Origin of the sequence: Comamonas sp. C11 (assembly GCF_024496285.1) — a bacterium.
GTDB lineage: Bacteria > Pseudomonadota > Gammaproteobacteria > Burkholderiales > Burkholderiaceae_C > Comamonas > Comamonas testosteroni_F.
Window position 1 is genome coordinate 4,381,761 of the sequence record NZ_CP101743.1, and the last position, 26,029, is coordinate 4,407,789.

The window sequence follows — 26,029 nt, forward strand, 5'->3', positions numbered from 1 at the left end:
GATTGCCAGGCAATCCCAACAAGCTATTAAATCAGAACTGCGCTGACTGCTCTGTCCACCAACCCTGAGCCAGACTGCGTTCTATGCCCTGGTCTGCCACGGCCTGCAATTGCTCGGCGCTCACGCAGCCAGGCGCAATTTCGGCCAGCGGCAGCAGCACAAAGGCTCGCTGCCACATGCGCGGGTGGGGAAGGATCAGCTCGGGATCCTCCGACTGCCGGTCCCCCCATAGCTCGATATCCAGATCCAGAGTGCGCGGCGCATTGCGGTAGGGACGCTCACGTCCGGCCTGCAGCTCGATCGCCTGCAGCGCGTGCAGCAGATCCAGCGGCTCCTGCCCGGTGCGCAGCAGCGCCACCGCATTCAGATAGTCAGGCCCGGACGAATCAATGGGTTTGCTGCTGTAGAGCGAGGACACGGCCAGCAGCTCGGTCCGGGCCAGCCCGGCCATCGCCGCCACGGCCCAGGACAGGCTCTGGCGTGCATCGCCGAGGTTGGCCCCGAGACCGACCGCAACCATGTCGGCCGCCAAGGCGGCCGGTTTACTCATCACCACCGGCGGCAGGAGCAGCACCGGCAGATGGCTTGCGGCGACGGCGGCGGCGCTTTTTGGGAGCGGCTGCATCGCCTTCTGCGGCGACCTGATCCAGCGGGCTGTCCTGATCGCCTTCGGCTTTTTTCTTGGCCACGCGGTGGACCTTGGGAGCCGTTTGTTGCTGGGCACGCTGGCGGGCGCGCTGCTCGTCGCGTGCCTGGGCAATCAGGTCATCGCGCTGGGCATCGTCGGCCTGCTGGAACTCCTGCCACCAGCTGGCCAGACTTTCCTCGACCTCGCCGATATCGGCACGCAGGCGCATGAAGTCAAAACCGGCACGGAAGCGTGGCTGCGCCACCATGGAGTGCGGGGTGGCTCCGGTGCGCTTGTCAAAGCGCGGCTGCATGACCCAGATTTCGCGCATATCGGCAGCCAGCTTGCCCCGGCCCGACACATCGCCGATGCGCTGATCGAACACTTCGTCGATCGACTCCTGCAGCGCCGGGAAAGGGTGATAGCTCTTGGCCAGACGCTTTTCCCAGCCTTGCTTGACATCCTGCCAAAGCACGCAGGCCAGCAAAAAGCTGGGCGCCACGGGCTTGCCTTCGGCCACACGGCGGTCGGTATCCATCAGTGCGGCCTGCACGAAGGGATGGTCGGCGCGCTCCATGACCACGTCCAGCAGCGGATAGATGCCGCGCGACAGGCCCAGCTCCTTGAGTTGAGCCACCGAGGCCAGCGCGTGACCAGTCTGCAGCAGCTTGAGCATTTCGTCGAACAAGCGGCTTTGCGGCACTTCCTGCAGCAGCGGCTCGCACTCGACCAGAGGCTTGGCGGTCTTGGCTTCGAGCTTGAAGCCCTTGCCGCTGAGCTTGGCGGCAAAACGCACGGCACGAATGATGCGCACCGGATCTTCGCGGTAGCGCGTGGCCGGATCGCCGATCATGCGCAGCACCTTCTTCTTGGCGTCCGCAATGCCGCCGTGATAGTCGACCACGATCTGTGTCTCGGGATCGTAGTACATGGCGTTGATGGTGAAGTCGCGGCGCGTGGCATCCTGATCCTGCGGGCCCCAGACGTTGTCGCGCAGCACGCGGCCGCTGGCATCCACGGCATGCTTCAGCCCCGCCAGCTGATTCTTGCTGGTACGTTCGTTGCCGCTGACCTGCTCGGCCGCGCTGTTGTCCAGAAAGGCGCGGAAGGTGGAAACCTCGATGACTTCGTTTTCACGGCCGCGGCCGTAGACCACGTGCACGATGCGAAAACGCTTGCCGATGATGAAGGCGCGGCGAAACAGGTTCTTGACCTGTTCAGGCGTGGCATCGGTGGCCACGTCGAAGTCCTTGGGACGCAGGCCCAGCAGCAGATCGCGCACGGCGCCGCCGACGATATAGGCCTCGTGGCCCGAGCGCTTGAGGGTCTGCACCACGTCGATGGCGCGACGGTCAACCAGATTCGGGTCTATGCCATGCACCTGAACAGGCACTTCCTCACGCTTGCCGAACTTGGGCTTGCGCGAGCGGGGGGCTGCGGGCGCCTTGCCCAGCAGCTTGTCAATAATGGTCTTGATCATGGTGCTTCGCTAAATAGGTCCACGATGCGCCAGCCGCGTTCCTCGGCCAGGGCACGCAAGCGCGCATCGGGGTTGGTGGCCACAGGGTGATCCACTTTTTCAAGCAGGGGCACATCGTTCATGGAGTCGCTGTAGAAGGTCGCCTCGACATCCTCCCAGCGCAGGCCGCGCTGGGTCAGCCATTCGGTCATGCGCACGACCTTGCCCTCGCGCATATTGGGAATGCCGGCGATCTCGCCTGTGAACCAGCCGCTGCCATCACGCACCAGCTCGGTCGCCAGCAGATGCTGCACACCGAAAGCCTGGGCGATGGGACGCGTTACAAACTCGTTGGTGGCCGAGGTGATGACCACGGTATCGCCCGCATCCAGGTGCTGCTGCACCAAGGCCAGGGCGGCAGGCTTCATTGCAGGGCGAATCACCTCGTCCATGAAGCGCTGATGCGCGGCCGTGGCCTCGGCCTCGCCGCGCTGCACCACGGCAGCCGTGGCAAAGCGCACATAGTCGGGGATGTTGAGACGGCCGGCCAGATAGTCGTCAAAAAAGGCATCGTTCTGGCGCCCGAACTCCTCGCGGTCGCACCAACCGATGGCAATGGAGAACTCGCCCCAGCCATGGTCGGAGTCCAGCGGCAGCAGCGTATGGTCCAGGTCAAACAGGGCCAGCCTGGGCTTGATAGCCAATTCAGAAGTCGACATTCAAATCCAACAAAAAGTGCTGTGGCATGGCCAAAGCGGGGAGCGTGACCGGGGGCCTCACTCGGTTTCCAGCATGGTCTTGAGCAGCGGGATGGTGATGGCGCGCTTGTTACGCAGGGCAAAACCGTCCAGCATGTCCAGCAGCTGCATCAGCGAGCCCAGATCCCGCGAAAAGCGTCTGAGCATGTAATCCATCACTTCGTCGCTCAGGAACACGCCACGGGCATCTGCCTCCTGACGCAGCACGGCACGCCGTGCCGATTCATCGAGCAGATGCAGCTGATAGACATGCCCCCAGCCAAGACGGGTGCGCAAGTCCTCGCGCATCTTGAGATCGGCCACCGGCAACTGACCCGCAGCCAGCACCCAGCGCGGCAGGCCGGTGGCGGGGCTGGTGGCATTCACAAACCAGTTGAAGGCACGCGCCTGCTGGAACGGGGTGTAGATGTCCACATCGTCCATGAGCACGGCGGCCCAGCGTTCGTCGAACTCGGGCGGGAACGGCGTGGATGCATCCATCCAGCCCACCATGGCTCCTTGCTCGCGCAGGGCTTCACGCACCGCCTTGAGCAAATGACTCTTGCCGGACCCGGCCTCTCCCCAGAGATAGGTGGGCACCGGCGTGCGCGACTGCTGCAACTGGCCATCGCCCACCCAGTGACGCAGGTGATCGATCAATGCAGCATTGGGGCCGACAAAGAAACGCGCAAGCGTCGGGCCGGGCGCCATGCTGATATCCAGAGCCAGCTGCTTCATCTGCGACATACGCGCAGCGCCCCCTTTCCTGGGCACTCAACAGCCCATGCGGCGAAATCTGGCAGGAGATTCATCAGCATCAATGGTGGAAGATACAAAGGCCCGGACGCGCACCAGAACGTGTTGACAATCTCCTCGCACCGCGACAGCGGCTTTGCGGAGTGGAATGCTAGGCGCGATACCGCAGCAATAGCTCTGCTATTGCGAGGATTCGCAACACCGCAGACCGTCCGCCAAGCCGCTGTCCCGAAGGGTTGGAGCGAAATCGGGCGATTTCTGCGCGATGACTCTTGCTTGCACCCCGGTGCAAGCAAGAGTCATCGCTTCAAACTCATCCCGATTGCGCTCCAACGCGGCTGCGTAGGGATCGTCAACACGTTCTTAGATCAGGCCCTGCAATATGCCCTAGCATGATCACTCGGTAACAAAAGCACCAATTTTAGTCTGCACTCGCAGCCCCCGAGCGGCTTCGGGCTGATTTTGCCTACTGCCGTTGTTGTAGTCAGGCCATGAATGCTCCAGCAAAACCCTTTGACGCATGTCCGGGCGCCCCCGCTGCACGGGCAAGCGCCGTAGAATCCCGGGGTTTCCGCCCAGCAGGGCGCCCCCGCACCGGATCCATCGATGAGCTCTTCCGCATCCTCCTCTACCCCCATTTCCTACAAAGACGCCGGTGTTGACATCGACGCAGGCGACGCCCTGGTCGAACGCATCAAGCCCCTGGCCAAGAAAACCATGCGCGAAGGCGTGATGGCCGGCATCGGCGGCTTCGGCGCCCTGTTCGAAGTGCCCAAGCGCTACAAGGAACCCGTGCTGGTGTCCGGCACCGACGGCGTGGGCACCAAGCTCAAGCTGGCATTCGAGTGGAATATGCACGACACCGTGGGCATCGACCTGGTGGCCATGAGCGTGAACGATGTGCTGGTGCAGGGCGCCGAGCCCCTGTTCTTCCTCGATTATTTCGCCTGCGGCAAGCTGCATGTGGACACCGCTGCTGCCGTGGTGGGCGGTATTGCCAAGGGTTGCGAGCTGTCCGGCTGTGCACTGATCGGCGGTGAAACCGCCGAGATGCCCGGCATGTACCCCGATGGCGAATACGATCTGGCCGGCTTTGCCGTCGGTGCAGTCGAAAAGTCCAAGATCCTCAGCGGTCAGAACGTCAAGCCTGGCGATGTGGTGCTGGGTCTGGCCTCGCACGGCGTGCACTCCAACGGTTTCTCGCTGGTGCGCAAATGCATCGAGCGCGCCGAGGCCCAGGGCAGCCTGCCCGAGACTCTGGACGGCAAGCCCTTCAAGGCCGCCATCATGGAACCCACCCGTCTGTATGTGAAGAACGTGCTGGCCGCACTGGACAAGCACCCCATCAAGGCCCTGGCCCACATCACCGGCGGCGGCCTGCTGGAAAACATTCCCCGCGTGCTGCCCGAAGGCACCGCAGCCCATCTCAAGGCTGGCAGCTGGCCTCAGACCGAGCTGTTCGCCTGGCTGCAAAAGACCGCCGGCATTGACGACATCGAGATGAACCGCACGTTCAACAACGGTATCGGCATGGTGGTTGTGGTGGCCGCTGAAGACGCGGAAGCCACGACGGCCACACTGGCCGAACTGGGCGAGAAGGTCTACAGCATTGGCGCCATCACGGAAATCGGCTCCGGCAAGCCCGTTGAAGTTCGCTAAGCAAATCTTCATCACAGCCCCTCTACCCCGAGCCTGAATGACGCAGCATTTGCCCGCCCCCATCACTACGCAACCGGGCCCTTCGCCCAAGGTCATACTGGCCAGTTACATATTGATGGGGGCAGCATTGCTGCTCGTCATGCATCAGGGAATACTCCCCGGCCTGCTGTGTGTGTGCGTAGGCTTCATGCTTACCCGCTCGCTGTCACGTCTGCTGTCACGCGCCAACCCTCGCGCCTTTGCCAGCCACCAGCTGCCACGCTGGGCCCAGGTGGTTGCCACCACCATCGTGATTCTGGCGCCGCTGGCCCTGCTCAGCGGCGCACTCTCCCAGACCCGAACCTATATCACCGAAGCCCCCGCCCAATACAAGGAACTGCTGGACTATCTGGCGGCCACGGTGCTGGAGCTACGGGAAAAACTGCCTTCGGACATTGCCGACCAACTGCCTGATGGCGCTCAGGAAATTCAAAGCAAGCTGGCCGGCTATCTGGCCGCCAAGGCCGGTGTGCTGGCCACTGCAGGCAGGGCCTGGCTCACTGGCTTGCTCTATGCCTATGTGGGCCTGATCATCGGCGCGCTGGCAGCCGTTCGCCCCATCGCCACGCGCCACCCGCCGCTGGTGCAGGCCCTGCAGCAGCGCATCGGTCACTTTGCCCTGGCCTTCAAGCAGATCGTGGCCGCCCAGTTCTGGATTGCGGCCTTCAACACTCTGCTGACGTCCATATTCCTGTTGGCCATATTGCCGATCTGGAAGCTGCAACTGCCTTACACCCCCGCGCTGATCACGCTGACTTTTATCGCCGGGCTGATCCCCATCGTCGGCAACTTGCTGTGCAATGCCGTGCTGACGCTGGTTGGCCTGTCCGTATCGCCCATAGCTGCTGCCGCCTGCCTGGGCTTCCTGATCCTGATTCACAAGGCTGAATACGTGATCAACGCCAAGGTGGTGGGAACACGCACGCATATGGGCGTATGGGAGCTGCTGGCCGTGATGTTTGTGGCCGAGTCCGTCTTCGGCCCCGCTGGTCTGGTGGCAGCGCCGCTGTTCTATGCCTATCTCAAGAAAGAGCTGGAAGCCGCACAACTGGTGTAAGCAAGCTGCCTGCCACCAAGGCGCTCAACCCGCGCGGCGCAGCCGGGCAATGGTTTTGGCGATGTAATTGGCCTCCTGCCCCTGTGCGGCAGGCGCATAACGCTCCAGATCCGATAGCGCTCTTTCAATCACTCCCCATTGGGCATACGCCATGCCGCGGTCCCGGAACAGCTCCTCGCGGCCGGGCTGCAGCAGGATCAGGCGATTGAGCACGGCCACCAGCATGGGCCAGTCTTTCTGGACCTGATGAATCTCCTGCAGATTGCGCAGCATGCGCGCCACGACATCGCGCGGATGAGCGGCCTGCAGATACAGACCCAGCGGCGGCGCATCATCGGGCGTTATGCCTGCCTGATCAAGAAACGGCTGCAGGCGCTCTGCCAAGGCGCTTGCGGAATAGGAATCGCCTGTCAACGGATCCTGCACCACCTGCCCCTGCGGCAGCATGACCTTGACCAGAAAATGCCCTGGAAAGCCTATGCCCTCCACCGTCAGACCGATGCCGGCAGCCAGCTCCAGCCAGATCAGCGCCACGCTGATGGGAATGCCGCGCCTGGTCTGCAGCACATGGTGGATATAGCTGTTGGCAGGGTCGTAATAGTTGTTGAGGTTGCCGGCAAAGCCCAACTCACCGTAGAAGAACTTGTTGAGCGCACTGAGCTTGCGCAAACCGTCCTCCTCGCCAGCCAGACGCTGCACCAAGCGCACTTGCAGCCTGTCCAGTTCCGCCAGCACGGCCTGCAGGTCAAGATCAGGTTCGGCATCCTGAGCAATGCTGATGGCGGCTTCCATCAAGGCAAAGTTATCGTCGCTCTGCACCAGGGACGCAAAATACTGCAGGGCCGTGGGGTACTCGTCTATCGTCCAGCTCATAGGCTGATTTGTAAGCCGCCTTGGCAGGTCATGCAAGCGAAATCCCCTTGATACGCCTGTAAAACCTGCGCTGACCGCTCACTTTTCCATGAGCAGTCCAAGCTTTAGCGGCGCAGCAATTGACGCAGATTCAGGCCCGACAGCATCAGCACGCCAAAGTAAAGCACGGCGGCACCGACCATCATCACAGCCAGCAGACCTGCGCGCAGCAAGCCATTGCTGCGCAAGCCCACCCAGTCGAAGTGCTGACTGCCCCAGAGCAGCAGCACCGCCAGCAAGGCACTGGCCGCAATCACCTGCACGATGAACTTCAACCAGCCCGGCCTGGGCTTGTAGGTACCGCGACGCAGCAAGCCCGTGAGCAACCAGCTCGCGTTGACCAGTGCAGCCAGACCGATGGACAGGGCCAGCCCTGTGTGCTTGAGCCAGGGCACCAGCACCAGATTGAGCAACTGCGTAATCACCAGCACCACGATCGCAATCTTCACGGGTGTGCGGATGTCCTGGCTGGCGTAGTAGCCGGGGGCCAGCACCTTGATGGCCACCAGGCCCAGCAGGCCGGCGCCGTAGCCCATCAGCGCCAGGGCAATCTGCCCCACATCGCTGTCATGCAAGGCACCGCGATGGAATAGCGTGGCCACCAGCGGCGTGGCAAAGGTCAGCAGGCCCACGGCGCAGGGCACGGCCAGCAGCACGACCAGGCGCAGACCCCAGTCCAGCATATTGGAATAGCGTTCGCCATCACCTGCCGCCTTGGCTGAAGCCAGCTGCGGCGTCAGCACCACCCCCAGAGCCACGCCCAGCAAGGCCGTGGGAAACTCCATCAGACGGTCGGCATAGAACAACCAGGTCACGCTGCCGGGCGCCATATAGGAAGCGATCTGGGTGTTGATCATCAACGAAACCTGGGCCACCCCTACCCCCAGCAGCGCCGGCCCCATCAGCGTCAGGATGCGACGCACGCCCGCCTCATCCCAGGCTGCGCGAACGGCTGCAGGCGAAAAGCCGATGCGCGGCATCAGCCCCATGGAGCGCAACGCAGGAATCTGCACCGCCAGTTGCAGCACGCCGCCCAGCATCACGCCGCCAGCCATGGCATAGATGGGTTCTATGCCCTGCTTTTCGAACCAGGGCGCTCCCAGCAGGGCCGCCACGATCATGCTGAGATTGAGCAGCACGGGCGTGGCTGCCGACACCGCGAACTTCTTCCAGGTATTGAGAATGCCTGCCGACAGAGCCACCAGCGACATAAAACCGATATAGGGGAACATCCAGCGCGTCATCACCACGGCTGCGTGATAGCCGTCGGGTGACTGGCGCATGCCGCTGGCCAGCAGCCAGACCAGCAGCGGCGCGCCGATCACGCCCAAGACGCAGACCACCAGCAGAGCCCAGAACAGCATGGTCGCGACATGGCTGATCAGGTGGCGCGTGGCCTCCTCGCCATCCCGAGTCTTGCTGGCGGCCAGCACCGGCACAAAGGCCTGGCTGAAAGCCCCTTCGGCGAAGAGGCGCCGGAACAGGTTGGGAATTCTGAAGGCGACATTGAACGCGTCTGTAAGGGCATTGGCTCCAAACATGGAGGCCATGAGCAGATCGCGAACCAGCCCCGAAACACGGGAGGCCAGCGTCATCAGGGATACGGTGGAGGCGGCTTTGAACAGTGACACGCAGCGAAGTGTATGCGTTCACGCCAGCCGCTGCTTGCCCAGATCGCGGTGCCTTGCACTCTGTAGCAAACCACACTCTTCGGCCAGGCACACCTCACACCAGGACAGCGAGCAAGAGCCGCCTCGCAGCGCAGCTGTCGTCCCCCTTTGGGGGAGGCGGCGCAGCCGTTCAGGGGGTATGCTACAATCCACGGTTTTGCTGACATCATCCTCAGACACACAAGGAAATAAATCATGGCAACTAAAGCCAAAAAGAACCCCCGCCTGGCTTCTGGCCGCAAGCGCGCCCGCCAGAACGTCAAGCTGAACGCTGCGAACACTTCGCTGCGTTCCAAGTACCGCACTGCTGTCAAGAATGTCGAGAAGGCTGTTGTGGCCGGCGACAAGACCAAGGCAGCTGAACTGTTTGCCAAGGCTCAGTCCGTGATCGACGCGATCGCTGACAAGGGCATCTTCCACAAGAACAAGGCAGCTCGCGACAAGAGCCGCCTGTCCGCCAAGGTCAAGACCCTGGCTCTGGCTGCTTAATACCAGCCTCCCTCAAGCACGGATGACTTCGGTCATCTGCCGTTTGTAACGGGTGCGCTGTCAGCAAAAACATCAAAACCGCCTCAGGGCGGTTTTTTTGTTGCCTGTACCCGACGGTGACTGCCTCATCAAGGCATACACAGATGCGCCACACGCCTAGCACAAAGCGCCCTAATACGAATTGATTAGCGTCAGATTTTGACTTCCCTAGGACAATCCCTAGGTCGGGGAGTCTCATGTCTTTTATAGGACTTGCCCCGTATCTTCGCAAAAAGCCTGCCGCCTGCCCGCAGGCTTTTTTGATAGTCAAGTCTAGAAAAAGTCATGAAAAAGTCGATCAAAGCAGGACTGGGAGCCGTCGCGGCCCTGGTCCTGGCCGCGCTGTTATTTTTGTTTTGGCCAATATTTCCTCGCTCCGTGCCCAAGGCCGAGAACGAGCAGCCCGTCGATGTGGTGATGGTAGGCGCCGGCGTGATGAGCACGACGCTGGCCACCTACCTGCAGGAGCTGCAGCCCGACTGGAAGATCGAGGTCTTCGAGCGCCTGGACGGCGTGGCCCTGGAAAGCTCCAACGGCTGGAACAACGCCGGCACCGGCCACTCCGGCTTTGCCGAGCTCAACTACACGCCCCAGCTGCCCGACGGCAGCGTGGAAACCAAGCGTGCCGTGAGCATTGCCGAGCAGTTCGAGGTGACGCGCCAGTTCTGGGCCCACCAGGTCGGCCGCGGCCACCTGCAGTCGCCTGAAACTTTCGTGAATGCCACGCCCCACATGAGCTTCGTCTGGGGTGACGACAACATCGCCTTCCTCAAGAAGCGCCAGCAGGCCCTGGTCCAGAACCCCCTGTTCTACGGCATGGAGTACTCCGAAGACCAGGCACAGATCAAGAAGTGGGCCCCGCTGATGATCGAAGGCCGTGACCCGGCCCAGAAGATCGCCGCCACCTACATGCCCCTGGGCACCGACGTGAACCATGGCGTCTGGACCGAGCAGCTGATGGCCTCGCTCCAGAAGAGTCCCAACTTCCAGCTGCACCTGCAAAGCGAAGTCACGGCACTGCGCCAGAACGCCGACAAGACCTGGAACGTGACCGTGGCCGATCTGGCCAAGGGCGGCCAGGAAAAGACCGTCAAGGCCAAGTTCGTCTTCGTCGGTGCCGGCGGTGCCGCACTCAAGCTGCTGCAGGCCTCGGGCATCCCAGAATCCAAGAACTACGCCGGCTTCCCCGTGGGCGGCCAGTTCCTGGCCATCGAGAACCCCGAGCTGGCCAAGCGCCACGACGTCAAGGCCTACGGCATTGCCTCCACCGGCTCGCCTCCCATGTCCGTGCCCCATCTGGACGCCCGCCAGCTCGACGGCAAGCCCGTGGTGCTGTTCGGCCCCTTTGCACTGGCCACCACCAAGTTCCTCAAGAACGGCTCCTGGTGGGACCTGTTCTCCTCGGTCACCCATGACAATCTGATGGGCATGCTGCGCGTGGGCATCCACAACCTGGATCTGGTCCAGTACCTGATGCAGCAGGCCGAGCTGACCGACGCAGACCGTCAGGCCGTGCTGGCCCAGTACTTCCCCGAAGCCAAGCGCGAGGACTGGAAGCTGGTCACCGCCGGCCAGCGTGTGCAGATCATCAAGCGCGACCCTGAAAAAGGCGCCGTGCTGCAGTTCGGCACCGAAATCGTGGGCTCGGAAGACGGCAGCATCGCCGCCCTGCTGGGTGCATCGCCCGGCGCCTCGACCGCTCCGCACATCATGCTGAACCTGCTCAAGAAGTCCTTCCCCGAGCAGATGGCCAGCGCCGAGTGGAAGGCCCACATCCAGCAGATCGTGCCCTCCTACGGCCGCAAGATCAACGAGGATGCTGCCTATACCAACGAGATCCGCCGCATGACCAGCTCGGCCCTGAAGCTGCCCTATGTGGATGTCCCTGCCGATCTGGGCAAAAAGGCCGAAGCGGCTCCCGCGCCTGCCGCCGCCCCCCAGAACCCGACCCAGCTCAACAAGGAAATGCAGGCGCTCTAAGCCCGGCTCTCCCCGCACCGGCCCGCCGGTGCCCACCCCGCCGGCCTGTGCCGCGCGGGGTTTTTTCTTGCCAAGCCCCAGCGCTTGAGCTTGCGCCGCCTCCTTTTGTCCATGCACCAGCCACTGACCCACGCACCGATAGGCCGCGCCCTGCTGCGTTTTTCCCTGCCTCTGTGGGGCGGTTATGTGCTGCAGTCGCTCAATACCTCGGTCAATGCCTTCTGGATCGGACGCCATCTGGGCGAGACCGCGCTGTCCGCGGCCGTGCATGCCAACAACCTGCTGTTTGCGCTGATCGCCCTGGTCTTCGGCATCAGCCAGGCCGCCAATCTGCTCGTGGCTCAGGCCGTGGGCGCGGACCGCTGGGCCCTGGCACGCCGCATCACGGGCACCAGTGCCAGCTTGTTTCTGGGCATGTCCCTGCTGATGGCCACCCTGGGCTGGCCGCTTGCCGCCCCCATGCTGGGCGCCATGGGGGCCGAGCCTGCCACCGCCACACTGGCAGTGGACTATCTGAGGGTGCTCTTTCTCGCACTGCCGCCCATGCTGCTGCTGATCTTCGTGACCGCCGTGCTGCGCGGCACGGGCGACAGCCGCACACCTTTCGTAGCCCTGCTGGGCGTGGCGCTGGGCGATGCCCTGCTCAACCCCTTGTTCATCTTCGGCGCCGGTCCCCTGCCCGGTCTGGGTATGGCGGGCTCGGCACTGGCCACCCTGGCGGCCAACAGCCTCGGCCTTGCGGGCCTGCTGGTCTGGCTGCGTCGGCGGCGCCTGCCGCTATGGATAGGCTGGCGCCAGCGCCGCCATCTACGGCCCGAACCGGCACTGGTGCGCTGCCTGGTCACCAAGGGCCTGCCCATGGGCCTGCAGATGCTGGTGGTCTCGCTCTCCCTGGTGTTGATGCTGGCCCTGATCAACACCCATGGCGCCCAGGTTTCGGCCGCCTACGGCGCGGCCCTGCAACTGTGGGCCTATGTCCAGATGCCGGCCATTGCCGTGGCCTCGGCCTGCACCACCATCGCTGCCCAGAACGTGGGCGCCGGCCACTGGCCGCGTGTGGCGCGCACCGCACGCGCCGGCGTGACGTGCCACCTGTTGCTGACCGGCGCCTGCGTGGCCCTGATCCTGGCCTGCGACCGCTCCGTGCTGGCCCTGTTCCTGCCCGAGGACAGCAAGGCCCTGGAGCCCGCACGCCACCTCAACCACATCGTGCTGGGCTCGTTCATGCTGCTGGGCGTGAGCAGCGTGCTGGCCGGCGTGGTGCGCTCCACGGGCGCGGTGCTGGCGCCCCTGAGCATCCTGGCCCTGGCGCTGTGGGGACTGCGCCTGCCCCTGGCCTGGGGGCTGCAGCCGCTGTGGGGGCAGGATGCGCTGTGGTGGAGCTTTCCGCTCAGCGCGCTGGCATCCATGCTGCTGTCCATCGCCTACTACCGCTGGGGCCCGTGGCGCCGTTCACGGCTGCTGGACAGCACGACAGCGCAGAGCTAGACCCGCAGCGCACAGATACAAAAAAAGCTTCCCGTGGAAGCCTTTGTCGTTTGCGCGGCGCCTCTGGGCACCTGAAAAATCACTTCTTGCCGGCTGGCAGCTTGTCTGGCAGCAGGCAGGCCTCGGCCACTTGCAGATCGTTGTCCTTGGCGAAATTCAGGCAGAAGTCCCATGCCATCGGTTCGTAGTCGCGCAGATCCCGGTTGATGACCACGCATTTGGTGCCGTTCATCACCGTGGGCACACACCAGGGAGAGTAGCTCAGATGGCTTCCGGCGCAGGCACCACCAGGGCGGAACTGACTCATGACACCGGCCAAGCGCTCGGCCCAGTCGCTGGGTCGAAAGGTTTTTCCGGCATGGGTCATACCCATGATGAACAGTTCTTTGCTGGAAGGGGTAACCATCAAATATTCGCCAAAAAGATCCGGCAACCAGGCGGGATCCCCGCCAACATGCCTAAACGAGCATTCTAACTCTTGTATAAGAGCCATGCTGTCAACCCCACAATGGCGTAGGTTGATTGCATGGCAGCGATGCGCAATCCGCAATGTTGGGGTTATCCGGGCACTCTAGAATCAAAGCTCTCATTTTTCAGGCGCCGCCGTGCGCCATTGACCTTCCTTCTCAGGAGATTCTTGCAATGACCGCTTTCATCGAGGCAGCTTCGCCCCACGTTATGCCCACTTACGGCCGCGTACCCATCGCGCTGGAGCGCGGCCAGGGCTGCCGCGTTTGGGACGTGAACGGCAAGGAATACCTGGACGCGCTGGGCGGCATTGCCGTCAACACCCTGGGGCACAACCACCCCAAGCTGGTGCCCGCGCTGCAGGAGCAGGTGGCCAAGCTGATCCACACCAGCAACTACTACCATGTGCCCGGCCAGGAGACTCTGGCCAAGCTGCTGACCGAGCGCTCGGGCATGACCAATGTGTTCTTCTGCAACACCGGCCTGGAAGCCAACGAGGCGGCGATCAAGATCGCCCGCAAGTACGGCGTGGACAAGGGCATTGCCAAGCCCGAGATCGTGGTCTATGACCATGCTTTCCACGGCCGCTCCATCGCCACCATGAGCGCCACGGCCAACCCCAAGGTACGCAACGGCTTTGGCGATCTGCTCGCCGGCTTCACCCGCATCGCCCCCAATGACTACGAAGCCCTGATCGACGCGACCGAAGGCAATCCCAACATCGTCGCCATCATGATGGAGCCCATCCAGGGCGAAGGCGGTCTGCATCCCATGCGCGCCGACTATCTGAAGAAGGTGCGCGAGCTGTGCGATGCCAAGGGCTGGCTGCTGATCATGGATGAGGTGCAGGCCGGCATGGGCCGCACCGGCAAGTGGTTTGCCCACCAGTGGGCCGGCATCACCCCCGATGTGATGACCCTGGCCAAGGGCCTGGGCTCTGGCGTGCCCGTGGGTGCCGTGGTGGCGCACAAGGCGGCTGCCGAAGTGCTCAAGGCCGGCAACCATGGCTCCACTTTTGGTGGCAACCCGCTGTCCATGCGCGCCGGCGTGGAAACCATCCGCATCATGGAAGAAGATGGTCTGCTGGCTCACACCACTGAAGTGGGCGAATATCTGAAGGCTAAACTGCAGGCTGAACTGGGCAGCCTCGAAGGCTTTGTCGAAGTGCGCGGACAGGGTCTGATGATTGGCGTGGAGCTGACCAAGCCCTGTGGCGAGCTGATTGGCCAGGCCGCAGAAGCCGGCCTGCTGCTGAGCGTGACCGCCGACACCGTGATTCGCCTGGTGCCGCCGCTGATCCTGAGCAAGCCCGAAGCCGATGAAATCGTCGCCAGGCTCAAGCCCCTGGTTCAAGCCATTCTGGCTGCCTGATCCTCCAAGGAATTCCGCATGAAGCATTACCTGCAATTTAGCGACTTCACCGCCGACGAATACGACTACCTGCTGGAACGTGCAGCCCTGATCAAGAAGAAATTCAAGGGCTACGAAAAGCACCACACGCTGACCGACCGCACCATGGCCATGATCTTCGAGAAGGCCAGCACGCGCACGCGTGTGAGCTTCGAGGCCGGCATGTACCAGCTAGGCGGCTCCGTGGTGCATCTGACCACGGGCGACAGCCAGTTGGGCCGTTCCGAGCCCATCGAGGACAGCGCACGCGTCATCAGCCGCATGACCGACCTGGTCATGATCCGCACCTTCGGCCAGGACAAGATTGAGCGCTTTGCCCAGTACTCGCGCGTGCCCGTCATCAACGGTCTGACCAACGAGTTCCACCCCTGCCAGATCCTGGCCGACATCTTCACCTTCATCGAGCACCGCGGCTCGATCAAGGGCAAGGTGGTGGCCTGGGTGGGCGACGGCAACAACATGGCCAACACCTGGCTGCAGGCCGCCGATCTGCTGGGCTTCACGGTCCATGTCAGCACGCCCGGCGGCTACGAGGTGGACGAACAGCTGGCCTTCAACGGCAAGCCCGTCAACCCCGGCTGCTACAAGGTGTTCAAGGACCCTCTCGAAGCCTGCAAGGGTGCCGACCTGGTCACCACCGATGTGTGGACCAGCATGGGCTACGAGGCCGAGAACGAAGCGCGCAAAAAGGCTTTTGCCGACTGGTGCGTGGATGCCGAGATGATGGCCTCTGCCAAGGCCGACGCCCTGTTCATGCACTGCCTGCCTGCCCACCGCGGCGAGGAAGTGGAGGCCGAAGTCATCGACGGCCCCCAATCCGTGGTCTGGGACGAGGCCGAGAATCGCATGCATGTGCAAAAGGCTCTCATGGAGTACCTTTTGCTGGGCCGCGTGGACTGATGGCGCAGACATCGGTCCACGCGGCGGCTCGCCAGAGCCCGCATGCGATTCAGGCGCAGGCTCATACCCGCTTCGCGGGTGTGAAGCGGCAGCATGCCGCGTGCCATAGCCAAAATCGCATGCATGTGCAAAAGGCTCTCATGGAGTACCTGCTGCTGGGCCGCCAGCCAGGCTGATTCGCCGCGTCCGGGCTCATCTGCATACCACCACACCCATGCACCTGAGCCACATCACATCCCCACACCGCCAGCGGGCCCTGCGCCAGCTGGCGGTGTTTCTGTTTCCGCTGCGCCCCGCCCAGGGCGATGCCCGCTACGGCCAGCGCGGCGGCCTGCTGGCACTGCGCCAGCCGCATATGGCACGCCACACGCGCGTGCCATCCGTCTTCGGCCCGCGCAAATCCTTTGCTGCGCGCGTGCGTGCGCTTTATGTACGCATCCACACCTTCTATCTGAAGTTTCTTCAAGGCCACACCTAGTGACCCAGGCACCGGAAGCCGCAGGCAAGCCTGCGCACCGGTCTCCCTCGCTCCCTCACAAGCCGTCCTCGCCCGAGGAGGACGGCGCGACCCCGATGCCTGAACCCTTGAAGAAACACCATGTCCGAATCCGTCCACCCCTGCCTGCGCTGCGGCGTCTGCTGCCAGAACTACCGCGTGGAGTTTTCCATCTACGAGCTGCAATCCATGGGCGGCACCGTCCCCGATGAGCTGGCCCATGAGGTGCCCGGCAAGGGCAACCGCGCGCGCATGAACGGCACGGAGCGCCACCCGGTGCGCTGCGTGGCGCTGCGCGAGCTGCCCGAGGTCGGCGCGGGCTGCATAGGCTGCGGCATCTACGAACAGCGCTCGCGCCCCTGCCGCGACTTCCCGTTTGCCTCCTACGGCTGCCACGACACGCGCCAGAAGTTCGGCCTGTCGGCACTCAGCGTCGAGGAAGTTCAGCCCTGGCTGGAAGCCGCCTGAGCGGCATCGACGCCATCGCTATCAAATAAAAAGCTGCCTGCGCTTACCAATCAAGCACCTCAGATACGAAAGTATCTGAAATGCAGAGATGGAAAGCGCAGGCAGCTATATTTTTAGCTGATGCAGTCAGACCTCGCCTGTGTTTCAGGCCTCGCCTGTGTTTCAGGCCTCGCCTGCGCTTCAGGCCTTTCGGGTGTCCGAGCAGCTGTCGCCGCCACAGGCGCTGCAACCGCCGCAGCTGCCGCTCTTGGCCGCCGGCGCCAGCGAAGGATGAACCCGCGTCAGCCTGCGGCGCAGACCGGCGGGCATGAAACGCCAGGCCAGCGACACGGCGGCCACCAGCACGATGGCGCCCACTATCAGTTCCTGCCACATAGACAATCCTTTCTCAGCCCCAGCCCAGGGCCACGGCGACGCGATAGGTCACGAAGCTGGCCAGATAGGCCAGACCAAACAGATAGCCGGCCATCAGCAGGGGATAACGCCAGCCATTGGTTTCGCGCTTGACCATGGCCAGCGTGGAGATGCACTGGGGCGCAAACACAAACCAGACCAGCAGCGACAGCGCGGTCGCCATCGACCAGCTGCTGGCGATCAGCGGGCTCAGTTGCTGGGCCATGGCATCGTCGCCCACAGCCGACAGCGCATACACCGTACCGAGCGCCCCCACGGCCACCTCGCGCGCGGCCATGCCGGGCACCAGCGCAATCGCGATCTGCCAGTTGAAGCCGATGGGCGCCAGCACCACTTCCAGCGCACGGCCGATCTGGCCCGCGAAGCTGTAGCGAATCGCACCTTCGGTCACGCCCTCGGGAGCGCCGGGGTAGCTGGAGAGGAACCACAGCACGATGCTGACGGTCAGGATGATGCCGCCGACGCGGCGCAGGAAGATCATGGCCCGCTCGTACAGGCCCAGCACCAGGCTGCGCAGGCTGGGGATGCGGTAGGAAGGCAGCTCCATCAGCAGCGGCGTGCGGGTCTTGACCTTGGTGGCCAGCTTGCCCACCCAGGCCACGGCCATGGCGCTGGCAATGCCGCCCACATAGAGGGCAAACAGCACCAGACCCTGCAGATTGAAGAAGCCGGCCACGGTCTGCTCGGGGATGAAGGCACCGATCAACAGCGTGTACACGGGCAGGCGTGCCGAGCAGGTCATCAGCGGCGCGATCATGATGGTCAGCAGACGGTCGCGCCAGCTGGAGATCGAACGCGTGGCCATGATGCCGGGCACGGCGCAGGCAAAGCTGGACAGCAGCGGAATGAAGGAGCGTCCGGACAGGCCCACGCTGCCCATGATGCGGTCCAGCAAAAACGCGGCGCGCGGCAGATAACCCGAGTCTTCCAGCACCAGGATGAAGAAGAACAGAATCAGGATCTGCGGCAGAAAGACCACCACCGAGCCGGTGCCGGCGATCACGCCGTCGACCAGCAGGCTGCGCAGCACGCCATCGGGCATCACGCCATGCACCCACTGGCCGAAGTCGCTGACCAGGCCTTCGATGCCGTCCATCAGGGGCTCGGCCCAGCTGAACACGGCCTGGAACATCAGGAACAGCGTCACCACCAACAGCAGAGTACCCCACAGCGGGTGCAGCACCACGGAATCGATGCGATCGTCACGCTGCGTGGGAGCTGCGGGCTCCTGCACGGTCAGGCGCATGATCTCGGCCACCTGCTGATGCAGGGCCAGCAGCTGGGCGCGCGAGTTGCTGCCCGTCACGGGCTTGAACTGGCCTTCGAGCGTCGGAGCCTTGAGCTGCCTGGCCTGCTCGCTGTCCAGCCAGGCCAGCAGATCCCTGGCACCGGACAGATGCACGCCCACGCTCTCCACCACGGGCACGCCCAGCAGCTCGCTGAGCCGGGCCTTGTCGATGACCAATCCCTGGCGACGCGCCATATCGCTCATATTGAGCACCACCACCATGGGCAGACCCAGGGCGCGTGCCTCCAGCACCAGGCGCAGGTTCAGGCGCAGATGGGTGGCATCGGTCACGCAGACCAGCAGCTCGGGCGGAGCTTCGCGCGGATGCTGGCCCTTGACGATGTCGCGCGTGATGCGCTCGTCCTCGCTGTGCGCATCCAGGCTGTAGGTGCCAGGCAGGTCCAGCACGCGCACGCGGCGCTTGCCGGGCGTGCTCAGCCAGCCTTCCTTGCGCTCCACGGTCACGCCCGCGTAGTTGGCCACCTTCTGGCGGGCGCCGGTCAGCAGATTGAACAGCGCCGTCTTGCCGCAGTTCGGGTTGCCCAGCAACGCGGCGCGCAAGGGCGCCTGCTCCGCGGCCTGAGGGCTCATCATGGTGATCTGGGATTCGCGCGCGTTCATGCTGCGGCCTCCAGTTGCACCAGCACCTGGGCCGCCTCATGGCGACGCAGCGCAAATGTCGCCTGACCTATGCGCACGGCCAGCGGATCGGGGCCGGGAAAGCCGGTGGCCACGATGCGCACGGACTCACCGGGCAGAAAGCCGATTTCCATGAGTCTGAGCAGCAGGCTTTCATCCTCGCCTTCGCAGGAAGCCAGATCCACCACCCGGGCCGGCTGATTCACCACCAGCTGATCCAGGCCCATCACCGGTGCGCTGGCTGCGGCCGTGGCCGCTGCGCCGCAAGATTGCACGCCGGATTCAGACGCTTGAACAGAAAGAGCATTCATGGACGAAGTAACTGACACTGCCTCAGACCTCGCCGAGGGGGACTGCAAAGAACTCATAGCGCATTATTAATTGATTTTGATTCTCATTTTCCATTTACTGTAGGCGATTGGGGGACAGCGGTGGCGAATTGACACCAGCAGCATGGATTTTTGGGCGGGTATTGCGCAAAGCGGTTGACAAATCTGCAGCCCAGCGCGCGCAAAGGGCTTGCACAGCTGCGAAAATCTCACCCCTCACCGGAAGTATTGCGCCCCCTGCCATGACCCATCCCTGCCTCAGCTGCGGCGCCTGCTGCGCGTCCTTTCGTGTCGATTTTTCCGTACACGAGTCCCAGGAGCATGGGGGCAGCGTCCCTGCAGGACTGGTTGAGGAAGTCACCGACTACACCTGTCGCATGCGCGGCACGGACTGGGCCAGGCCGCGTTGCGCCGCCCTGGTGGGCAAGGTCGGAGAGAAGGCATACTGCGGCATCTATGAATGGCGCCCTTCCCCTTGCCGGGAATTTGCTGCGGGTTCGGACGCCTGCAACCGCGTGCGCCAGCGCCACAATCTGCCTCAGCTGGAAAGCGGTCTGATCTAAGAGTTCCCGCCAGATCCGGGGATCAGGCGTCCTGCTCGATCAGCACCACACCGATATTGTCCTTGCCGCCCGCGGCGTTGGCCGCTTCGATCAAGGCCTCCTTCAATCGCGCCAGCGGCAGGTTTTCCTCGAACAGGGATTCAAGACTGGCGTCGCTCAGCATATCGGTCAGGCCGTCCGAACACAGCAAAATGCGATCTCCCTGCTGCAGCAGCCAGTGACTGAGCTCGGGCTCCACCTGGGGCATCACACCCAGCGCTCTTGTCACCAGATGACCGTAGCGAGAGGTCTTGGCATCTGCCTCGGTGATCAGGCCTGCATCGATATCCTGCTGTACCAGGGAGTGATCCCGCGTCAGGCGCTGCAGCCGACCGGCACGCCAGGCGTAGGCCCTGGAGTCGCCCAGATGCGCGATCAGCACCTCACGTGCCAGCACGAGGGCGACCACCACCGTGGTGCCCATGCCACTGTAGCCGGGCGTGGATTGCGCGGCAGCATAGATGGCCGTATTGGCCATGTGCAGGGCGTCGGCCAACTCCTTGGCAACCAGATCCGGCGAATCCTCACTATCGGAGCAGTGCTGTACTGCCGCCGCAATCAGGTCCACCGCCATGGTACTAGCCACCTCGCCCGCGTTATAGCCGCCCATGCCATCGGCCAACACGGCAGCAGGCCATGGCTGAAGCTGGGGGTGGATGCCAACGGCGTCCTCGTTATTGAGGCGCTGCTGGCCAATATCGGCACGGGCCACCATGCGCACGGCGGGCCACACGCTGGAAGAACCGGGGGGGGCAGCTAGGGACATCTGAGAATCAGGGGACGACGAAAAATGGTGTCAGCCCTCAAGCGTAGCGCAGCCAATGGCAGACCAGACATCAGAATATTCCCATATTTTAGGCTGCGCGAAGCCTTACGTGCTCCTAGGCCCGAAACGTCTCTCAAAGCGGCACCGGCAGGCCTCCTATGCGCCCCTTGAACTCCTGCAGCGAGAAATGCGTGTGCACCTGGCGCACGCCCGGCAGGCGGTGCAGCTTGCGTTGCAGCAGGTCCGAATAAGCATCGAGATCGCGGGCCACGATGACCAGCAAAAAGTCCTCGGGACCCGAGATGCCGTGGAACATCACCACCTCGGGAATAGCGCACACGGCCTTCTCGAAGTTCAGCGACGACTCTTCGTTCTGGTGATCGATCGCCACCATCACAAAGGCCAGCACGCCAAAGCCCACGGCCCGCCGGTCCAGCGCAGCGTGATAGCCGGTGATCACGCCCTCGTCCTCGAGATGCTTGATGCGCCGCCATGAAGGCGACTGCGACAGATTGACTCGCTGCGCCAGCTCGCCGGAAGTCAGCCGTGCGTTGTCCTGCAGCGCGTGGACCAGCAAACGGTCGGTCTTGTCAAGTTCACCCTGCATAAAAACGCTCATTCATCTTTAACAATTAAATTAATTATCCAATTTAATAGAAGTTTATGGATAACCATTAAATCATCCCACAAGCCGGCAAATAGCATGGCTCTCCAAAGCCAAAACCACCACGGAGACACCCATGCCGGCCTTTGAGGAAATCGTCCAGCGAGAGTCTGGACTCAAGCAACAACTGTCCGCAGGACAGATGACCATGATCGCCATCGGCGGTGCCGTCGGCACCGGCCTGTTCCTGGGCAGCGGCTTCGCCATAGGCTTTGCCGGGCCTAGCGTGCTCATCAGCTATGCCGTCGGTGCCGTGATCTCGCTGTTGCTCATGGGCTGCCTGGCCGAGATGACCGTGGCCCACCCGACCTCTGGCTCGTTCGGCGCCTATGCAGAGCACTACATCGCGCCCATCGCCGGCTTTCTCGTGCGCTATGCCTACTGGGCAGCCGTGGTGCTGGCCGTGGGCACCGAGGTGACGGCCATAGGCCTGTACATGGGCTACTGGTTCCCCGAAGTGCCGCGCTGGACCTGGGTGGTACTGTTCTCGGCCCTGCTGATAGGCGTGAACATGATGAGTGTCAAGGCCTTCGGTGCCGTGGAGTACAGTTTCTCCCTGGTAAAGATCGTGGCCATCGTGGCCTTCATACTGATCGGCGCCTGGGTCGTCTTCGGCACTCGGCCCGCCGGCGTGGGTTTTGGCAACTACGTCAACAACGGTGGCTTCTTCCCCAACGGTGCCTGGGGAACCTGGGTGGGCGTGATCATCGCCATCTTTAGCTACCTGAGCATCGAAATGATCGCCGTCGCTGCAGGCGAAGCCAAGGACCCGCAGCGCGCCGTCACCAGTGCCTTTCGCTCCACCATGGTGCGCCTGGTGGTTTTCTACCTGACCACCATCGCGCTGATGCTGGCCATCGTGCCCTGGGCCACGGCTGGCAAGGAAGGCAGCCCCTTTGTAAAGGTGATGGAGATCATCGGTATCCCGGGCGCGGCCAGCGTGATCAACTTCGTGGTGCTCGTCGCCGCACTGTCGGCCATGAACAGCCAGCTCTACATCACCACACGCATGATGTTCAGCCTCGCGCGCGCCGGCCATGCGCCCGCCGTGCTGGGACGCGTCAACTCGCGCGGCGTGCCCCTGCCAGCGCTGCTGCTGTCCTGCCTGGGAATTGCCGTGGCCACGCTGTTCAATATCGTGAACCCCGAGCAGTCCTTCATGCTGATGATGGCCGTGTCCATGTTCGGAGCCATGTTCACCTGGTTCATGATCTTCGTGACCCATCTGTTCTTCCGCACCCGCCGCGCACGCCAAGGCGCTGCGCCGCTGGCCTTCCGCATGTGGGGCTTCCCGGCGCTGACACTGCTCGGTGCCGCACTCATGCTGGCCGCGCTGGTGTCCACACTGTTCACAGACATATTCCGCCTCACGCTGCTGACCGGCGTGCCTTTCTTGCTGCTGCTGGCTGCCGTCTATGGACTGTGGTATCGCAAGCCCACCGCAGCGGCCACTGCGGCCCAGACCATTGTCTAAGCCGCAGCCGCCCGTTCTATCCGATTTCATCTGCAAGCAAACAACACCATGACGACTGCCTCAGCCTCCGTTTTCGCCCATGTCCCCTCCTACCCCGGCGACCCCATACTCTCGCTGATGGAAGCCTTCCAGCAGGATGCACGCGCCGACAAGGTCAGCCTGAGCATCGGCCTGTACTTCGACGAGCAGGGCCGCCTGCCCGTGCTCAACTGCGTGCGCCAGGCCGCCCAGTCCCTGGCAGGGCACATCCTCCCCTGCGGCTATCTGCCCATCGAAGGCATTTGCGAGTATCGCCAACTGGTGCAGAACCTGGTGTTCGGTGCCGACCACGAGGCCGTGCACGCAAAGCGCATCGCCACACTGCAGACCTTGGGTGGCTCTGGCGCGCTCAAGGTCGGCGCCGATTTCATCAAGCACTATTTCCCCGATGCCGAGATCTGGATCAGCGACCCGACCTGGGAGAACCACCTGGCCATCTTCGAAGGTGCAGGTCTGCACACGCACAGCTACCCCTACTACGACCCGGCCACGGGCGGCCTGCGTTTCGATGCCATGCTGGATACGCTGCGCGGCATCCCCTCGGGCAGCGTGGTGCTGCTGCATGCGAGCTGTCACAACCCCACGGGCGTGGACCTGTCACGCGAGCAGTGGCAGCAGCTGATTCCCGTGATCGTCGGGCGCGGCCTGATCCCCTTTGTCGACATGGCCTACCAGGGCTTCGGCGACGGCATCGATGACGACGCCTGGTCCGTGCGCGCTCTGGCTGCTGCCGGTGCCCAGGCCTTTGTGGCCAATTCGTTCTCAAAGAACTTCTCGTTGTACGGCGAACGCGTGGGCGGCCTGAGCGTGGTCTGCAACGACGCGGCCACGGCCTCCAATGTGTTGGGCCAGCTCAAGGCCACGGTACGCCGCAACTATTCCTCGCCGCCCACCCAGGGCGCGCGCCTGGTGCAGCAGGTGTTGCAGTCTGCCGAGCTCAGCCAGTTGTGGGTCGAGGAGCTGGCAGAGATGCGCGGCCGCATCAAGGACATGCGCGCCCAGCTGCAGCAAGCGCTGCACGAGCGCTTCGGCGAGCGCCGTGACTTCGGCTTTCTACTGAGCCAGCGCGGCATGTTCAGCTACACCGGCATCCCCGAACCCCAGGTCAACCGCCTGCGTGAGGAGCACGGCGTCTACCTGATCCGCTCGGGCCGGATGTGCATGTCGGGCCTGTCTCGGGCCAATGTGCAGCATGTGGCCGACTCCATCGCACACGTGCTGGCCTGAGGTCCGCCATGAAGCAAGTGATTGATATAGGCCTGCCGCCACTCAAGCAGCCCTTCTCCTGGGCCGTCAAGGCCAGCGGCAGCATGCTGTTCACGGCCCATGGTCCCGTGCGCGAGGACGGAAGCATAGACACCGGCACCATAGCGGAGCAGGCGCGCCTGACATTTGCCAACCTGCGCCGAGCCGTGCACGCGGCCAATGGCACGCTTGCCGACGTGACACAGGTGCTCATCTACATGACCGAGGTAGGCGACATGCCTGTGATCGACGCCGTGTATCGCGAGTTCTTCGATGCCCCCTACCCCAACCGCTCCAGCATGGGCGTGGCCGCGCTCGTCGTGCCGGGCATGAAGATCGAAATCGTGGCCTACGCCATGCTACCCTGACGAGCACTGGCATGCCAGCCCGCCTAGCGCAATTGCGTTCAATACAGGGCTGGTGCGCCGCGCGACACTGCAGCCCTTGTGCAGTTCCGCGTCCGCGCGCATCCTCATGTCCTCCTCACTGCTCGCCATGGGCATCTTCACCCTCGTCGGAGCCATCACCCCCGGCCCGGTCAACGTGCTGGCCCTTCGCCACGGCGCAGCAAGGTCCCGCCTGGCCTGTGCCTGCTATGTGCTGGGCGCCAGCGGAAGCTATGCCGCTGTGGTCTGGGCCATGGGCCAGGGTGCCCATTGGCTGATGCAAGCCCTGCCGCACCTGTCCACTGCGGCCGAGTGGCTGTGCGCCGCCTATCTGCTATGGCTGGCCTGGCGGCTGGCCAATGCGCCCGTGGAGACTCCTGTCACTGAAGCGCAGAGGCACAACGATTCGGCCCGCATGCTCCAGCTTCTGCTGCAGGGGGTGGCCGTCCAGGCCCTCAACCCCAAGGCCTGGCTGGTGGCGCTGGCCGGTATCGGCCTGTTCGTGCTGCCTCAGGCCAATAGGGCCATGGCGCAGTGGCAGTTCTGTACCATGTCACTGCTGGCCTGCCTGATCGGTGTGGGCTGCTGGGCGCTGCTGGGCCAGTGGCTGTCGGGCTGGCTGCAGACACCGCTCCGCCAGCGGCGGTTTTACCGGCTGCTGGCCCTGCTGCTGGTGGCCAGCGTGGCGGCCATGCTGGCATGATGGCCGACAGCGCTCACCGACACAGCCATGACTACCTCGCCACACCGCTTTCACCGCCACCCAGCCGCCCCCTGGGCCGAGCTGCGAGAGAGCACACCTTCGCCGCATTGTTTCCGGCTGCACATGCATGCCGAGTATTCGATAGGCATCGTCGATGCGGGCTGCACCGTCTTCCACCATGCGCATGGACCGCAGCCCATCGAAGCCGGAGGCGTAGTACTGCTAGAGCCCGGTGCCTGGCATGCCTGCAATCCCGAGCCCGGCGCCCCCTGGGCCTACCGCATGCTGTTCGTCGATGCTGACTGGCTGCACGCGCGGCTGGGCGTCACCGCGATGCGCTTTGCGCAGCGGGCGCTTGCCGACGCGAACATTGCCTGCCTGGTGGACAGCCTGTGCCGTCCCATCAACGGACCGACCGCGGCGCGGCGACTGGCCCTGGGATTGGAGCGGTTGATGACCCGCTGTGCTGAACCTGCTGCAGCGCCTTTGCACGCCAATAGTGCCGAACTCCAGGCCGCTTTGAGGCGCCTGCATGCAGAGCCCGATGCCGGGATCACCGTGCAGTCCCTGGCCCAGGAATGCGGCATGAGCGCCACGCGCTTCATCCGCCGCTTCAAGGCCGCCACGGGCATGACTCCCGGCAGCTACCGGCTCAATCTGCGCCTCAACGGAGCTCGCCGCCTGCTGGCCCAGGGCGAGCCCCTGGCCTCGGTCGCGCAACAGATGGGCTTTGCCGACCAGGCCCATATGCAGCGCGCCTTCAAGGCCCACCATGCACTGACCCCCGGCAACTACGCCGCGATGCCGCGCTGAGCCGGCAGCTCC

The 26,029-nt window shown here is 63.6% G+C and carries 27 protein-coding genes; 15 read left to right on the plus strand and 12 right to left on the minus strand.

What is annotated here, in order from left to right; translation table 11 throughout:
- Window positions 1-31 precede the first annotated feature (31 nt).
- From folK to hda, 4 genes are read right to left on the minus strand one after another with little or no spacing between them, the layout of a single operon-like run.
- On the minus strand, window positions 32-550 hold the full coding sequence (folK, locus tag NOX35_RS20205) for a 2-amino-4-hydroxy-6-hydroxymethyldihydropteridine diphosphokinase (protein WP_256494507.1): 519 nt from the start codon (window positions 548-550) through the stop codon (window positions 32-34).
- On the minus strand, window positions 543-2,108 hold the full coding sequence (gene pcnB / locus NOX35_RS20210) for a polynucleotide adenylyltransferase PcnB (protein WP_182283901.1): 1,566 nt from the start codon (window positions 2,106-2,108) through the stop codon (window positions 543-545). Before pcnB ends, folK begins: the two co-directional genes overlap by 8 nt.
- Entirely contained in the window at window positions 2,105-2,806 is a 702-nt protein-coding gene (locus NOX35_RS20215; RefSeq protein WP_256494509.1) for an HAD family phosphatase, read from the minus strand. The genes pcnB and NOX35_RS20215 overlap by 4 nt, the downstream gene beginning before the upstream one ends.
- Before the next feature lie 57 nt (window positions 2,807-2,863).
- A complete protein-coding gene (gene hda / locus NOX35_RS20220) occupies window positions 2,864-3,562 on the minus strand; it encodes a DnaA regulatory inactivator Hda (RefSeq protein WP_003070849.1) in 699 nt (232 codons plus the stop codon).
- 624 nt (window positions 3,563-4,186) lie between these two features.
- Between hda and purM the strand changes: the two genes are divergently transcribed.
- Complete coding sequence (purM, locus tag NOX35_RS20225) at window positions 4,187-5,239, plus strand: phosphoribosylformylglycinamidine cyclo-ligase (RefSeq protein ID WP_182283907.1); 1,053 nt, start codon at window positions 4,187-4,189, stop codon at window positions 5,237-5,239.
- A gap of 37 nt (window positions 5,240-5,276) precedes the next feature.
- The gene (locus tag NOX35_RS20230) at window positions 5,277-6,335 is read left to right on the plus strand and encodes an AI-2E family transporter (RefSeq protein WP_182283910.1); all 1,059 of its coding nucleotides are present in this window, start codon (window positions 5,277-5,279) and stop codon (window positions 6,333-6,335) included.
- A 24-nt stretch (window positions 6,336-6,359) separates the two neighbouring features.
- On the opposite strand, the gene NOX35_RS20235 is transcribed toward NOX35_RS20230, so the two are convergent.
- Window positions 6,360-7,208, minus strand: a complete 849-nt coding sequence (locus tag NOX35_RS20235; protein ID WP_182283912.1) for a SirB1 family protein — start codon at window positions 7,206-7,208, stop codon at window positions 6,360-6,362.
- 104 nt (window positions 7,209-7,312) lie between these two features.
- Window positions 7,313-8,878 carry a murein biosynthesis integral membrane protein MurJ gene (gene murJ, locus NOX35_RS20240; RefSeq protein ID WP_182283916.1) on the minus strand — a complete coding sequence of 522 codons (1,566 nt, stop codon included), beginning with the start codon at window positions 8,876-8,878 and terminating at the stop codon, window positions 7,313-7,315.
- A gap of 234 nt (window positions 8,879-9,112) precedes the next feature.
- On the opposite strand from murJ, the gene rpsT reads away from it, so the two are divergent.
- The 3 genes from rpsT to NOX35_RS20255 all read left to right on the plus strand — a co-directional run bounded on the left by rpsT (window position 9,113) and on the right by NOX35_RS20255 (window position 12,913).
- On the plus strand, window positions 9,113-9,406 hold the full coding sequence (rpsT, locus tag NOX35_RS20245; protein ID WP_003052598.1) for a 30S ribosomal protein S20: 294 nt from the start codon (window positions 9,113-9,115) through the stop codon (window positions 9,404-9,406).
- Window positions 9,407-9,730: 324 nt separating this feature from the next.
- Window positions 9,731-11,425, plus strand: a complete 1,695-nt coding sequence (gene mqo, locus NOX35_RS20250) for a malate dehydrogenase (quinone) (protein ID WP_256494513.1) — start codon at window positions 9,731-9,733, stop codon at window positions 11,423-11,425.
- A 111-nt stretch (window positions 11,426-11,536) separates the two neighbouring features.
- A complete protein-coding gene (locus NOX35_RS20255; RefSeq protein WP_182283922.1) occupies window positions 11,537-12,913 on the plus strand; it encodes an MATE family efflux transporter in 1,377 nt (458 codons plus the stop codon).
- Between the two features lie 79 nt (window positions 12,914-12,992).
- Here NOX35_RS20255 and NOX35_RS20260 read toward each other — a convergent pair whose 3' ends face one another.
- Window positions 12,993-13,319: a DUF3579 domain-containing protein gene (locus NOX35_RS20260; RefSeq protein WP_003052588.1), complete on the minus strand. Its 327-nt coding sequence runs from the start codon at window positions 13,317-13,319 to the stop codon at window positions 12,993-12,995.
- A 236-nt stretch (window positions 13,320-13,555) separates the two neighbouring features.
- Between NOX35_RS20260 and NOX35_RS20265 the strand changes: the two genes are divergently transcribed.
- The 4 genes from NOX35_RS20265 (at window position 13,556) to NOX35_RS20280 (ending at window position 16,655) form a co-directional block, all read left to right on the plus strand.
- Window positions 13,556-14,752 carry an aspartate aminotransferase family protein gene (locus NOX35_RS20265; protein WP_182283924.1) on the plus strand — a complete coding sequence of 399 codons (1,197 nt, stop codon included), beginning with the start codon at window positions 13,556-13,558 and terminating at the stop codon, window positions 14,750-14,752.
- Window positions 14,753-14,770: 18 nt separating this feature from the next.
- Window positions 14,771-15,691: an ornithine carbamoyltransferase gene (gene argF / locus NOX35_RS20270; protein WP_182283926.1), complete on the plus strand. Its 921-nt coding sequence runs from the start codon at window positions 14,771-14,773 to the stop codon at window positions 15,689-15,691.
- A 214-nt stretch (window positions 15,692-15,905) separates the two neighbouring features.
- A complete protein-coding gene (locus NOX35_RS20275) occupies window positions 15,906-16,169 on the plus strand; it encodes a hypothetical protein (protein ID WP_182283928.1) in 264 nt (87 codons plus the stop codon).
- 120 nt (window positions 16,170-16,289) lie between these two features.
- Complete coding sequence (locus tag NOX35_RS20280) at window positions 16,290-16,655, plus strand: YkgJ family cysteine cluster protein (protein WP_256494514.1); 366 nt, start codon at window positions 16,290-16,292, stop codon at window positions 16,653-16,655.
- Between the two features lie 180 nt (window positions 16,656-16,835).
- On the opposite strand, the gene NOX35_RS20285 is transcribed toward NOX35_RS20280, so the two are convergent.
- Genes NOX35_RS20285 through NOX35_RS20295 form a run of 3 tightly spaced genes read right to left on the minus strand, consistent with a single transcriptional unit; the run spans window position 16,836 to window position 19,307 of the window.
- On the minus strand, window positions 16,836-17,030 hold the full coding sequence (locus tag NOX35_RS20285; RefSeq protein ID WP_256494515.1) for a hypothetical protein: 195 nt from the start codon (window positions 17,028-17,030) through the stop codon (window positions 16,836-16,838).
- 13 nt (window positions 17,031-17,043) lie between these two features.
- Entirely contained in the window at window positions 17,044-18,978 is a 1,935-nt protein-coding gene (locus NOX35_RS20290) for a ferrous iron transporter B (protein ID WP_182283931.1), read from the minus strand.
- Window positions 18,975-19,307 carry a FeoA domain-containing protein gene (locus NOX35_RS20295; RefSeq protein WP_182283933.1) on the minus strand — a complete coding sequence of 111 codons (333 nt, stop codon included), beginning with the start codon at window positions 19,305-19,307 and terminating at the stop codon, window positions 18,975-18,977. Before NOX35_RS20295 ends, NOX35_RS20290 begins: the two co-directional genes overlap by 4 nt.
- Before the next feature lie 260 nt (window positions 19,308-19,567).
- On the opposite strand from NOX35_RS20295, the gene NOX35_RS20300 reads away from it, so the two are divergent.
- Complete coding sequence (locus NOX35_RS20300) at window positions 19,568-19,888, plus strand: YkgJ family cysteine cluster protein (protein WP_045839946.1); 321 nt, start codon at window positions 19,568-19,570, stop codon at window positions 19,886-19,888.
- Window positions 19,889-19,910: 22 nt separating this feature from the next.
- Here the strand turns inward: NOX35_RS20300 and NOX35_RS20305 are convergent, their stop codons facing one another.
- Both NOX35_RS20305 and NOX35_RS20310 read right to left on the minus strand, forming a co-directional pair.
- Complete coding sequence (locus NOX35_RS20305; protein ID WP_182287276.1) at window positions 19,911-20,642, minus strand: Stp1/IreP family PP2C-type Ser/Thr phosphatase; 732 nt, start codon at window positions 20,640-20,642, stop codon at window positions 19,911-19,913.
- A 184-nt stretch (window positions 20,643-20,826) separates the two neighbouring features.
- On the minus strand, window positions 20,827-21,300 hold the full coding sequence (locus NOX35_RS20310) for an Lrp/AsnC family transcriptional regulator (RefSeq protein ID WP_182283938.1): 474 nt from the start codon (window positions 21,298-21,300) through the stop codon (window positions 20,827-20,829).
- Between the two features lie 133 nt (window positions 21,301-21,433).
- Here NOX35_RS20310 and NOX35_RS20315 point away from each other — a divergent pair, with 133 nt between their 5' ends.
- The 5 genes from NOX35_RS20315 (at window position 21,434) to NOX35_RS20335 (ending at window position 26,017) form a co-directional block, all read left to right on the plus strand.
- Window positions 21,434-22,831: an amino acid permease gene (locus NOX35_RS20315; RefSeq protein WP_182283941.1), complete on the plus strand. Its 1,398-nt coding sequence runs from the start codon at window positions 21,434-21,436 to the stop codon at window positions 22,829-22,831.
- Between the two features lie 48 nt (window positions 22,832-22,879).
- Entirely contained in the window at window positions 22,880-24,097 is a 1,218-nt protein-coding gene (locus NOX35_RS20320; RefSeq protein WP_256494516.1) for an amino acid aminotransferase, read from the plus strand.
- A gap of 8 nt (window positions 24,098-24,105) precedes the next feature.
- Window positions 24,106-24,483: a RidA family protein gene (locus NOX35_RS20325; RefSeq protein WP_003052555.1), complete on the plus strand. Its 378-nt coding sequence runs from the start codon at window positions 24,106-24,108 to the stop codon at window positions 24,481-24,483.
- A gap of 106 nt (window positions 24,484-24,589) precedes the next feature.
- Window positions 24,590-25,204 carry a LysE family translocator gene (locus tag NOX35_RS20330; protein ID WP_182283950.1) on the plus strand — a complete coding sequence of 205 codons (615 nt, stop codon included), beginning with the start codon at window positions 24,590-24,592 and terminating at the stop codon, window positions 25,202-25,204.
- A 27-nt stretch (window positions 25,205-25,231) separates the two neighbouring features.
- Entirely contained in the window at window positions 25,232-26,017 is a 786-nt protein-coding gene (locus NOX35_RS20335; protein ID WP_256494517.1) for an AraC family transcriptional regulator, read from the plus strand.
- Window positions 26,018-26,029: the final 12 nt, after the last annotated feature.